Source organism: Algoriphagus sp. A40, assembly GCF_002002735.1.
Taxonomy (GTDB): Bacteria; Bacteroidota; Bacteroidia; order Cytophagales; family Cyclobacteriaceae; genus Algoriphagus.
Window position 1 is genome coordinate 37586 of sequence record NZ_MUNY01000033.1, and the last position, 12584, is coordinate 50169.

Genomic DNA, 12584 nt, shown 5'->3' on the forward strand with positions numbered 1-12584 from the left:
CAACTTTCAAAAAAATGATTAAACAGAAAGCAACACTTCTTCTGGCTGACGGGACAGTATTTCATGGTTCCCTCATTGGTAAACCCGGTACAAACGGTGGTGAAATATGTTTTAACACCGGGATGACCGGTTATCAGGAAATCTACACCGACCCTTCCTATACCGGACAAATCGTTGTCAATACCACTTCCCACATCGGAAACTATGGAGTCCATCCTGACGAAATCGAATCTGACCATCCTTGTATCGCAGGGATCGTAGTCAATAGTTTCTCGGACGTTTATTCCCGACTGGATGCATCCGGTTCATTGCAGGACTACCTTGCTAATTATGGAATTACCGGAATAGCAGACTTAGACACCCGAATGCTGGTCAGACATCTGAGATCCAAAGGCGCAATGAATGCCATCATCAGTTCCGAGTTTGAAGGTGACTTGGATGGTTTGAAAGCTGAACTGGCAAAAGTCCCGGATATGAACGGACTCGAGCTTTCCTCCACTGTCTGCACACAGGAACCTTATTTTGTCGGTGATGAAAATTCTGAGATTAAAGTGGCTTGTTTGGATTTTGGGATTAAGAAAAATATCCTTAGAAATCTGGTCTCAAGAGGGGCGTATTGTAAGGTTTACCCTGCCAAGACCAAACTTGCTGAAATGGAATCCTGGGCTCCAAATGCCTATTTCCTTTCGAATGGACCTGGTGATCCTGCCGTAATGGAATATGCTGTGGATACCGTGAAAGAAATTCTTGAAACAGGGAAACCGGTATTTGGAATTTGCTTGGGACATCAGCTTCTTGCCGAAGCAGTAGGTATTAAAACCTACAAAATGCACCACGGTCACAGAGGCTTGAACCATCCGATCAAAAATCTTTTGACAGGCAAGAGCGAAATCACTTCCCAGAATCACGGCTTCAACGTGGTACGCGAGGATGCTGAGAAAAATTCTGAAGTCGAAATCACCCATGTCCATCTGAATGACAGCACCGTGGCAGGAATCCGATTGAAAAACAAGCCTGCCTTCTCGGTTCAATATCACCCGGAATCCTCCCCGGGTCCTCACGATTCCCGTTACCTTTTTGACGAGTTTATCGCACTCATTAACCAAAACTAATTTTCATAAACCTTTTAAAACTATGACGTTGATCCAATCAATTCATGCAAGACAAATCCTCGATTCCCGAGGTAACCCAACCGTTGAAGTAGATGTAGTCACCGAAAACGGTGCATTTGGCCGTGCAGCTGTACCTAGTGGAGCTTCTACCGGTGTCAATGAAGCAGTCGAACTCCGTGACGGAGACAAAAGCAAATATTTGGGAAAAGGCGTTCTGAAAGCCGTTTCTAATGTAAATGACATTATCGCACCTGAACTGGTTGGGATGGATGTTTTTGAGCAAAACACCATTGACCAGATCATGATCGAACTGGATGGTACTTCGACCAAAAGCAAACTTGGCGCTAACGCGATCCTTGGGGTTTCCTTGGCTGTTGCGAAAGCTGCAGCGATGGAGTCCGGACAGCCGCTTTACCGCTACATCGGCGGTGTGAATGCAAACACACTTCCTGTGCCGATGCTGAACATCATCAACGGTGGTTCCCACTCTGATGCTCCTATCGCTTTCCAGGAATTCATGGTTCGTCCAGTAGGTGCACCAAGCTTCTCCGAAGCCATCAGAATGGGTGCTGAGATTTTTCACAACCTGAAGAAAATTCTTCATGACAAAGGCTTGAATACCTCTGTTGGTGATGAGGGTGGATTTGCTCCAAACTTCTCAGGAGGAACTGAAGAGGCTTTGGGTTGTATCTTGGAAGCTATCGCAAAAGCTGGCTATAAAGTCAAAGATGATGTAACCATCGCATTGGATTGTGCAGCTTCAGAGTTTTACAAGGACGGAAAATACGACTACTCCAAGTTTGAAGGCCCAACTGGCAAAATCAGATCAAGCGAAGAGCAAGTGGCTTATTTGGCAGAACTAGCCAGCAAGTATCCTATCGACTCCATCGAAGATGGATGTGCTGAGGAGGATTGGGCTGGTTGGGCATTGCTTACTGCCAAAATCGGTGACAAAGTTCAATTGGTAGGTGACGATTTATTCGTGACCAACGTGAAATTCCTCAAAAGAGGTATTGAGGAGAAATCCGCTAATTCTATCCTGGTGAAAGTAAACCAAATCGGAACACTGACTGAAACCTTGAATGCAATCAGCATGGCTCACAAGGCAGGTTTTACAGCAGTAATGTCTCACAGATCCGGTGAAACTGAAGATTCTACCATCGCTGATCTGGCTGTCGCTACCAACTGCGGACAGATCAAAACCGGTTCAGCTTCCCGATCTGACCGTATGGCCAAATACAATCAGTTGCTCAGAATCGAGGAGCAATTGGGAGAATCAGCAGTTTTCAAGGGTAGATTGAAATAATTTCGAATCGAAATTACTAAATGGACAGCCTGCATCAGTGGGCTGTCTTTTTTTTGCACCATTTTTGTACCTTGATGCCTGTAATTCAAATCAGGTATGAAAAAACTTCTTAAGTACAGCGGCAATTTTTATGTACTGGCCATCTTGTTTTTTCTATTTTGGATGCTTTTCATTGACTCCAACAACTTGATTAACCATTTCCGTCTGAGTCAAAAGTTGAACCAGCTGGAGGACCAGAAGGAGTTTTATCTGGAGAAAAAAGGAAAGATTACCGCAGAACGCGCAGAATTGATGAGCAATCCTGAACTCCTGGAGAAGTTTGCCCGTGAGAGGTACTTAATGAAGAAGCAAACCGAAGACTTGTATGTCATTGTCGAGAAATAACCTCCTGATCATTGCCCTTTTAGGGTTTTTTTTCATCTCCGGGCAATCTTTTGCACAGCGGGAAATCTATTCAGATTCCATCCCTTTTAAAGACCGGTTGTATTTCGGAGGAAACCTGGGGCTTCAGTTCGGTACAGTCACTTTGGTGGATGTGTCTCCCTTGGTTGGAGTGATGATCACGCCAAGATTATCAGGTGGAGTAGGAGCTACTTTTCAATATTACGATGACAGCAGGTATCAGGGAGCAGAGGGGACGTCCTATGGAGGAAGGCTCTTTAGCAGATTCAATGTGCTGCCCAATGTTTTCCTGCATGCCGAATACGAGTCAATCAATTGGGAGACCTATGATTATTTTGTCGAAGATTTCAGAAGAACCTGGTCAAATGCCTTGTTTTTAGGAGCGGGTTACTTTGCTCCATTTGGTTCAAGAGGAGGCGCCAATTTTACCTTTTTGTACAACGTCCTCCATGACAATCAAAATTCCTATTACGCTGAACCTTATGTGATTCGGATCGGTTTTGTGATGTGATCTTTCCACCCTCTTCGAAGCATGGATTCTTTAATCAAAAAATTACATAAAGCGCATCAGGAATGCACTGAATGCCCCTCTCCGAAAGTAATCCAACAATTTTTTGAGGATTTATTGGGTTTGTTGTTTCCGGAATATTCGGTTCAAAGCATCCGGGAGGAGGAAGATGTCAAATCTAAAATGGAAAATCTCCTCGTTCAGTTGACGACAATTCTTTCCCGTAATATCCACCTGCATTCCGGAGATGGGGAAAAGATTGCGAAGCAATTTTTCGGTGAGCTTGAGGCCGTTTTTGATTGGTTAAATCAGGATGTCGATGCGATGTATGAGGGTGATCCTGCAGCCAAATCACGGACTGAAATTTTGCGAAGCTATCCGGGATTTTATGCCATTTCGGCTTATAGAATTGCCCATCTATTACACCGCTTGGGAGTCAAATTGATTCCAAGGATGATTACTGAATACGCACATAGCCGAACGGGAGTGGATATTCACCCAGGAGCCAAAATCGGCCAATATTTCTGCATTGATCACGGTACCGGAGTGGTAATTGGCGAGACTACCATCATCGGAAATCATGTGAAAATCTACCAAGGTGTTACCCTTGGTGCTTTGAGTGTAGAAAAAGCCGATGCTGATATCAAACGGCATCCGACCATTGAGGAAAATGTGGTCATCTATGCGGGAGCTACCATTTTGGGAGGAAAGACCATCATAGGAAAAAACAGTGTAATCGGTGGAAATGTCTGGTTAACTAAATCAGTCCTTCCGGGTTCCAAAGTCTATTACCAAACCCAAATGCACCACGAGGAAGGTACGGTGACAGATCTTTATGTTTTCAAAAACGACTTTGATGCGACTCTTTGAACTGATAGGCAATACTCCGTTGGTGGAGCTCGAACACATTCCGCTAAATCCCAAGGTTCGGATCCTCTGCAAAATGGAAGGTCAAAATCCCGGAGGCAGTGTGAAAGACCGTGCGGCTTACAATATGATCCGATCTGCTTTGGACAGGGGTGACATCAAAGTTGGGGATAAACTGATTGAGGCCACAAGTGGAAACACAGGGATCGCCTTGGCTATGGTGGCAAAAGTCCTCGGCTTGGACATGACCCTGATCATGCCGGACAACTCCACCAAGGAGCGCGTACTCTCCATGGAAGCTTATGGTGCCAAAGTCATCTTGACTCCCGCAGCCAAAACCATAGAATATTCCCGTGTCTTGGCGGAAAAGATGAGTGACGAAGAAGGGTTTTATATGCTCAATCAGTTCGCAAATCCGGACAATTATATGGCTCACTACTATACGACCGGTCCGGAAATCTGGAAAGATACCAAGGGGAAAATCACCCATTTTGTTTCGGCAATGGGGACCACGGGTACGATCATGGGGGTTTCCCGGTTTTTGAAGCAAGTCAACCCTGACATCCAAATCGTCGGTACCCAACCTACGGATGGATCAAGTATTCCTGGTATCCGGCGCTGGTCACCGGAGTTTTTGCCTGAGATTTTTGAACCTAGCCGGGTGGATCGAGTCATCGATGTCAGTCAGCAGCAGGCAACAGAGATGACCCGCCGCATGGCCAAGGAAGAAGGAATCCTTGCCGGAATGAGCAGCGGAGGAGCCTTGCATGCCGCGATTGAATTATCCAAAGAACTCGAAGAAGGCCTAATCGTCTGTATCACCTGCGATCGCGGAGATCGATATTTGAGTTCGGATTTGTTCGGATAATCTGGTTTAAAATGACTTGGGCTAAAGCCCCCTTATTAATCATTCACTTTTTCAGGAATGGGCTAAAGCCACATTCCTATTCATAGATAGGCCAATTCATGTAGATGAATTGCCTCCAGCTTTAGCTGGAGGTTGAAAAAATCAGAAGAGAATTTCGGGGCTTTAGCCCAATTCCTCAAAAAAACCTCTTCATCTTTTCCAAACCCATTTTCACCACATACTCCGCATCCATCGCATAATAGGTCGGGTTGAAAAGCTCTAGGGAAAGAATAATGGGTTTGCCCTTTGACTTCAGGGTATCGGCAAGTTCCTGCAAAGGAGCTCCACCGTCACCGGGGAATACCCGATCCTTGTCCTGCTGCTCGGTTCTTGGAATCTCCTTCGGAAAATCATTCATGTGGAAGATGTCGATCGCATGGCCGTCGAGCATCTTCATTCCTTCAAAGCCGGAACCTCCGCGGAACAGATGATACACGTCGGCGAGGATTTTGGCGTCTTTGTCATCCGCGGCGGCGGCCACAGCCATAGCTTGCCCAAGATGAAAGAAGGATGGAAAAGCTCCCCAAAACTCCAATTGGGGCATCACTCCTGTCTTTCTTCCGAGATCTAAAAGGTTTTTATATCGCTCTCCGGCTTTTAGCAAATCAATCGGGGCTTCCGTTCCGATAGCAGGGGCGGCTACTCTCGGGCAACCCAAGTCGGCGAGGATTCCCATTTCCTTTTCCATCTGCGCAAATCCGGTCTTGCTTTTTTCGTCATCCTGAGCCATCCAAGTGGGGAAGCCGATGCAGTCAAAAAACTCGATTCCGGCATCAGATGCTAGTTTTTTTAGGGATGCCACCGTTTTTCCTTCTTTCAGGTAGGCTTCGATCTCCATCATCCAGGGCTCAAATCCGTTATAGCCCGTTTTGGCACAGAGTTCAATGATCTGGGGAAGGCTGAGCTTTTGTCCCCGGATGGTGCTGGTATTGAGAGAGAATTTAAATGAGCTTTCTTTTTTCTCCGGCGATTGCCCAAAAACAGGTGCTGTTGAAATAGCCAAGGGGGAAAGTGCAAGGGTTTTTAAAAGGGTTCTGCGGGTAGTCATAGGTTTTGAGTTAAACTGAATCTTTCCATTTATAGAAGAACTTTACCGTTTATACATATTTTGAATTAATATAACTTGAAAGCGTTTTCAATCGTATTTTACAGGATGCAAAAAATAATATTTTTTCTTTTCACCACATCCATTTATATAAGCAATTCATTTGCCCAGGTGGCTGGTGATAATTTGGCTTACCTTCCTGAATACAAAGAACAGCTTCCTTATTTCCAGGAATTGATCACAGGAGGACAATATGCGGAACCTTCGAGGCTGATCCAAGGAGATCCTTATTTTGCTTCAAGACAATTTGAAAAAGGAACGTTAAGCATCAATGGGATCAGCTATCCGGAAGTGCCCTTGCTTTATGATTGCTATCTGGATCAATTGGTGACTTTTCATCCTGTTTTCAATCAGAAAATCCTGATAAAACCTGAAAAAATAGATGGATTTGCACTTTCCAATGGAGACAGGTTTCGGTTTTTGATTGGTAATTCCACTTATCTGAGACATCATAACGGGATTTATCAGATTCTGGGAGAAGGCCAATATACTGCGCTTGCAAAGCGATACAAAACCACAAAGCAGACTCGGGAAATGTCTCAGTTTGATGAATTGTATGTCGAAAAGAGTGATTTTTTCCTTTGGAAAGACGGGGTTTTTAATCAGGTGAGTAAAGGAAACCAAGCCATAGAACTACTTGGTCTCAATCCAAAAGAGACGAAAAAGAAGCTTCGCGAAAATGGGTTGAATTTCAAACAGAATCCGGAAAATTTCCTTCGGTATTTGGTGTCAAAATCCTCTGAAAAGTAAATTGCCTATGAATATTTTTACCCGGGGAATTCTTCTTATCCTTTGTCTGGTTTCCGGTCTGTCGTATGCCCAACAGACTCCCAACCGGATTTCCGGGTTTTACCCCGGAGTCCCTTTTGAGCGGTTTATGGAGAAAATCGAAGAGGAAACGACCTATCGATTTTTTTTCAAAGAATCAGACATAAAGGATCTCACAGTCAATCTTCAGGCAAACAATGATAAGCTGGAGGATGTCCTGAGTCAGATTTTTCTTCCTACTGATCTGAAATTTTCGATTTCTAAAACAGGGGAAGTATTTATAAGTAAGGGACAAAAATTGACAGTGGATTTCCCCGATTCCTTTTTTGCCCAAAATGAAGAAAATCAATCCGAAGGAATGACCAGTGCTCAGGACGAATTTGTCCGAAACAGGCGCTATGTCATCGGAGTGCCTAGCGGGGAAGGGACCACAGCCAAGATCAGAGGCCAGGTATTGAGCCTCGAAAACAGCAAACCCATCCAAGGGGCAATCGTGTATGACAAAATCACCCAAGCCCAAACCATTACTAACCCTGAAGGGCGCTATGAATTGACTGTGCCCAAGGGGAATCAGACGATTTTGATCCAGAATATCGGTGGCTATACCGAGCAGCGATTGGTTACTATCCAAGGGGATGGTGAACTGAATATGAGTATCGGCGAAGGTGTATTTTCGCTCAGCGAAGTGGTGGTCCGATCCGGAGCGCTGACCAATATCTCCCGTCCGGAGATGGGGGTCCAATCACTTTCTGTCCAGCAGATGAGAAAACTACCTTCTGTGATGGGGGAAGTCGATATCCTCAAAGGGATCCTGACCATGCCTGGCGTAAATACAGCCGGTGAAGCGAGTGTGGGATTCAATGTCCGGGGAGGTGCAGCGGATCAGAATTTGATTCTATATGACCAAAACACCTTGTTTAACCCTTCGCATTTGTTTGGCTTTTTCTCCTCGGTCAATTCCGATATGGTGCAGGGAGTGGAATTGTATAAAGCCGGAATTCCGGCCAATTTGGGAGGAAGATTATCTTCTGTCCTGCAGGTGACTCCTAAGCTCGGGAGGACAGATAAGATCGGAGGATCCGGAGGGATCGGACCCTTGACCAGCCGCCTGAGTGTAGAAGGACCAATCGGATCAAAGACAACTTTCATTGTCGGAGCGCGGATGACCTATTCGGATTGGTTGCTTGACTACTTGGAGGACAAGGCAGACATCGGTGCCAGCCGTGCATTTTTCGCCGACTTCAACGGGACGATCCAGCATCAACTCAATGAGAAAAACATTCTCAGATTCACAGGCTATTACAGCGAGGATGAATTCCAGTTTGATCCGGATACCGTTTACAGCTATTCCAATCAAAATTTTGCTTTGTCCTGGACTCATTATTTCAACGATCAGGTGGAAGCGACTTTTTCAGCCGGACAGGATGGATACGACTTTCAAGTTCAGGGAGAGGACAATCCTCTCAATTCGTATCGGTATAACTTTGATATCCGGCAGCGGTTTGTCAAAGCACAATTTCGTCAGGAGAAAGGGGATCGGCACATCTTTTCCTATGGAATACATTCCATTTGGTATGATTTAAATCCCGGAGAAATTGCTCCGTTTGGGGCAGAAAGTATTGTGATACCCGATGATGTGGCAGCTGAAAAAGCGCTCGAAACTTCCCTGTTTTTCGGAGATGAGTTTGAAATCAATGAAAAGCTGACAGTCACCGGAGGATTGAGGTACAATCTATACGGGTACTTTGGCCCCCAGACGCTGCCCGAATATGCTCCGGGACAACCTAATCTGCCGGAGAATATTATCGGAGAAAAAAACTATGCCTCTGGGGAATTAGCCAAATCCTATCATGGTCCTGAATTCCGCTTTTCTGGAAGGTATGCCCTGACCAACTGGTCCTCGATCAAGGGTGGTGTGAACACCATGAGGCAAAATATCCACTTGATGAGCAATTCTTCGGTGATGACGCCCACAGATACCTGGAAACTCAGTGATCCATTCATTAAGCCGCAAAGAGGGATTCAATATGGACTTGGGTATTTTCATAATTTGAAAAACAACTCGGTTGAGTTTTCTGCAGAAGTCTACTACCGGACCATGGAAAACCTCCTGGACTACAGATCCGGAGCGAAAATAGTCCTGAATGACCGCATCGAACAGGATGTCCTGGTGACCAAAGGGAAAGCTTATGGACTGGAACTCTTTCTAAGAAAATCAACAGGCAAACTGAATGGATCTGTGGCTTATACCTACAGCAGATCCCTGATGCAAACCGATCCTTCAGAACAAAAGGAGCAAATCAACCGCTCAGAATGGTATCCGAGCAACTTTGATCAGCCTCACAATGCCAACCTGGTACTGAATTATGAATTGAGCAGGAGAATCAACACTACTTTGGCCGCAAAATACAGTACAGGCCGTCCGGTGACTTTGCCTGTGGCAAAATTTGAATATGGAGGCTCTGAGCGGGTTTATTTCGGAGACAGAAACTCCGTGAGAATCCCGGATTATTTCAGATTGGATTTCTCCGTCAACCTTGAGGGAAACCATAAGGTAAAGAAGACGGCGCACGGTTCCTGGTCATTTGGGGTGTATAACGTGCTTGGAAGAGACAATCCCTACTCTGTCTATTATATCCCGGAAGAAGGAACGCTGCAGGGGTATAAGCTTTCGATTTTTGCAGAACCGATTCCTTTTGTCACCTATAATTTCAGGTTCTGATGCGATCCTATTTTTTCGTTGTTGGTGGATTTTTTATGATGCTGCAAGGCTGTCGGGAACTCTACAATCCTGAGGTTTTCGCCGAAAATCTCGGCATCCTGGTAGTGGAGGGCTATCTTGATACAGAGGGAAATCCCAGTCAGCTCAAAATCAGCCGGACAGTACCGCTTTCCTATGATTCAATAGCCTCCCCGGAATCAGGCGCCCTGGTGGCTCTTAGTTCAGATTCAGGGGAAAGTTTTCAACTTCAGGAGATCTCACCGGGGTTGTATCAATTTGAAAAAGACATCGATGAAGAATCCCGATATCGGTTGGAGATAGTGCTGAGCAATGGAGATCGCTACGAATCTCTTGAATTAAAACCCATCCGAACCCCTGAAATATTGGAGGCAGGATTTGTAAAAGATGAAGATGGCGTAGAGATTTTTGTCAATACTCAGGGGAATGAACAGGCGGATGATTTTCTCTGGACCTACGATGAAACCTGGATTTTCAGGCCCTATACTCAAGTAGGATATATATTCGATCCCATGATAAATGATGTTAGGGATCGGAAAGAGGTAGAGCAAATCTATACTTGCTACAAAACTGAACCCAATCCCGGAATCCTGCTGGAATCAAGCTCAAGATTTCAAGATCAGGTTGTTTTCAGACAGACCATTACAGAAATCCCTACGGGAAATGAGCGACTCCAAGCCCGCTACAGCATCCTGATTTCCCAGATGGCGATTCCCTCAGATGCGGTAGCCTTTTGGGAAACATTGAAAAGAAACACCGAGGATATAGGATCTATTTTCAGCCCACTTCCATCTCTGATTTCGGGGAATATTGTTTCAGTGGATGGAGACAAACAGGTAGTAGGGCAGGTAAATCTCGGAGTAGTCCGTCAACATCGCCTTTACATCGACAGGGAGGAAATATCACCTTGGCCCTATAGCAATGAGATCTTTTTTGGGTGTGTTGTCGGTCCGGAGCCAATATTAATTGGGACAATAGAAATTTTTCAGTACTTCGGATCCGGCGCTTATCTTCCCGCACAGGCATTTATGGGCGATGGGCCAGTGCCTGCACCAGGAATTCTAGGGTATTATCCTACTGAGGTTAGATGTGGGGACTGTACACTATATGCTGATATTACCAAACCTGATTTTTGGGAAGATGAATAAGATCAAAGAACCTTGCATGCTGATACCATTGGATTTGCGCTTGAATGATTTTCAAAAAGGGCTTTTCTGCCTGTGGTTTTTTTTACTGATACCTTCGGTCGTGCTGATTGCACGTCAATCGGAACTTCCGAAAGAGACGGTTCAGTTTAATACCCCAAAAACCCTTTATTTGACAGGGGAGAAAATCTGGTTTGAAGCAGAGGTAAAGTCTGCGCAGGAAGCAAGTCCCTCCAAAGTCCTGTATGCTGAATTGGTGGATCGCTTTTCCAATTCTGTGGCCTATACCAAGGTGCCATTGGAAAATGGAAGTACTCTTAATTTTCTTTTGCTATCCAACGCGATCCCCTCAGACCAATACCTTCTCAGGGTTTATACTCGAATAAGTCCGTACTTGGATTTGGAGTTGGGTATGGCCCAGCAGTTTGTTACGGTCATTAATCCAAAAATTCCTCCTAAACCGATTTCTGGCCCCATTCAGGATCTTAAAACCTCTGACGTAACCGGGACTTTGGCTCAAATAAGTAATCCCGCACCCAAACCCGGAGAGACATTTCAGGTCAGTTTGTCTGCCGGAAAGACCATTCAGGCAGCAGGTATTTCGGTTTCCAATCCCTATTTGGAAAATGAGCAAGTCCAGCTAAAATCGGGCTCAATCTATGCTTCTCTGGAGCAAAAGGCCATCTTGCCAGAGCTCTTCGGCCATATTGTGGAATCGAAAGTGGTCCGGCCCGACACCAGTCTGACCTACTTTTTGTCACTGCATGGTAAGCAAAGTGCGTTGTTTACCGACAGGGCTGATGCAGATGGACAGATCCTGTTTGATGCGGGCGGACTTTCCCATTGGGACCGGCTAATCATTCAATTGGAGGATGGTGCAGAAATGGAGGGCCTTGAAATCATTTCTCCGGTGGTAAAAACGAAGTTTTTGCCAAATTTCAAATTTCCGGATCTGGTGATTCCCTCGACTGATCTGCCTTATTTGACACAGCTTCAGAAAGCTGCTGCTGTAGAAACTTATTATGTTGAGAAGTATGATAGCGATTCACTCGAAGTAGTGACCGGATTTGTGGCGGATTATACTTTTTTATTGGATGATTATACCCGGTTTGAGACTGTGGAAACGGTAATCCGGGAATATGTACCGAGTGTTTTTGTGCGGACCAGGGATAAAAAGAAAGAGTTCAGGTTGATAAATGAGGCGGTGAAAGATGTTTTTGAAACCAATCCACTCATCCTGATTGATGCCATGCCGGTATTTGACTCCGACTTGCTTACCGGCTTTAATCCCAAATTTATCTCCAAACTGGAGGTCCTAAACCGGGAATTTTATCTGAATGACCGGACCTATGAGGGAGTTCTGAGCTTTAGCAGTTACGAGAATAATTTTGGACTTTTTCCCTTGGTGCCTTCCTCCAGGTTTTTTGATTACCCGGGCCTCCAGCCTAAAATCGAACTGGAGAGAAATCAATTTGGCAGTCCCGGATCCGGGGGAGAATTTCCGGATTTCAGGACAATTTTGTTTTGGGGGAAAACAGGCGGGCAGTCCATTCAGGCTTCTGAGTTAGTCGGTGAATATGTCCTTTGGGTTCGTTATTTGGATGATTCAGGCAATTTGCAGGTTTCAAAGAAAGAAATACAGATAGCTCTCTGAGCTGGAATTGAAGTTTAGTGATTTGTTTCAAAAGGTAGAAAATTGGATGCTCCAAAGAGATGGATTTTAA

General features: G+C 45.1%; 11 protein-coding genes. 10 read left to right on the forward strand and 1 reads right to left on the reverse strand.

The window, feature by feature from the left end:
• Positions 1–14 precede the first annotated feature (14 nt).
• From carA to cysM, 6 genes are all read left to right on the forward strand, one after another.
• Entirely contained in the window at positions 15–1112 is a 1098-nt protein-coding gene (gene carA / locus B0E43_RS24040; protein WP_077346335.1) for a glutamine-hydrolyzing carbamoyl-phosphate synthase small subunit, read from the forward strand.
• A gap of 22 nt (positions 1113–1134) precedes the next feature.
• Positions 1135–2418 (forward strand): phosphopyruvate hydratase, encoded by a 1284-nt coding sequence (eno, locus tag B0E43_RS24045; protein ID WP_077346336.1) that lies wholly within the window; start codon positions 1135–1137, stop codon positions 2416–2418.
• 96 nt (positions 2419–2514) lie between these two features.
• Positions 2515–2802: a septum formation initiator family protein gene (locus B0E43_RS24050; protein ID WP_077346337.1), complete on the forward strand. Its 288-nt coding sequence runs from the start codon at positions 2515–2517 to the stop codon at positions 2800–2802.
• The gene (locus tag B0E43_RS24055; RefSeq protein WP_077346338.1) at positions 2783–3331 is read left to right on the forward strand and encodes a hypothetical protein; all 549 of its coding nucleotides are present in this window, start codon (positions 2783–2785) and stop codon (positions 3329–3331) included. The genes B0E43_RS24050 and B0E43_RS24055 overlap by 20 nt, the downstream gene beginning before the upstream one ends.
• Before the next feature lie 21 nt (positions 3332–3352).
• Positions 3353–4198 carry a serine O-acetyltransferase gene (locus B0E43_RS24060; protein WP_077346339.1) on the forward strand — a complete coding sequence of 282 codons (846 nt, stop codon included), beginning with the start codon at positions 3353–3355 and terminating at the stop codon, positions 4196–4198.
• Entirely contained in the window at positions 4185–5063 is an 879-nt protein-coding gene (gene cysM / locus B0E43_RS24065; RefSeq protein WP_077346340.1) for a cysteine synthase CysM, read from the forward strand. Before B0E43_RS24060 ends, cysM begins: the two co-directional genes overlap by 14 nt.
• 175 nt (positions 5064–5238) lie before the next feature.
• Here the strand turns inward: cysM and B0E43_RS24070 are convergent, their stop codons facing one another.
• A complete protein-coding gene (locus B0E43_RS24070; RefSeq protein ID WP_077346341.1) occupies positions 5239–6150 on the reverse strand; it encodes a sugar phosphate isomerase/epimerase in 912 nt (303 codons plus the stop codon).
• Between the two features lie 105 nt (positions 6151–6255).
• Between B0E43_RS24070 and B0E43_RS24075 the strand changes: the two genes are divergently transcribed.
• From B0E43_RS24075 to B0E43_RS24090, 4 genes are read left to right on the forward strand one after another with little or no spacing between them, the layout of a single operon-like run.
• Entirely contained in the window at positions 6256–6957 is a 702-nt protein-coding gene (locus tag B0E43_RS24075) for a hypothetical protein (protein ID WP_077346342.1), read from the forward strand.
• A gap of 7 nt (positions 6958–6964) precedes the next feature.
• Positions 6965–9697, forward strand: a complete 2733-nt coding sequence (locus B0E43_RS24080) for a carboxypeptidase-like regulatory domain-containing protein (RefSeq protein WP_077346343.1) — start codon at positions 6965–6967, stop codon at positions 9695–9697.
• Positions 9697–10863: a DUF4249 domain-containing protein gene (locus tag B0E43_RS24085; protein WP_077346344.1), complete on the forward strand. Its 1167-nt coding sequence runs from the start codon at positions 9697–9699 to the stop codon at positions 10861–10863. The genes B0E43_RS24080 and B0E43_RS24085 overlap by 1 nt, the downstream gene beginning before the upstream one ends.
• Positions 10856–12514, forward strand: a complete 1659-nt coding sequence (locus tag B0E43_RS24090) for a hypothetical protein (protein ID WP_077346345.1) — start codon at positions 10856–10858, stop codon at positions 12512–12514. Before B0E43_RS24085 ends, B0E43_RS24090 begins: the two co-directional genes overlap by 8 nt.
• The last annotated feature ends 70 nt before the right edge of the window (positions 12515–12584 follow it).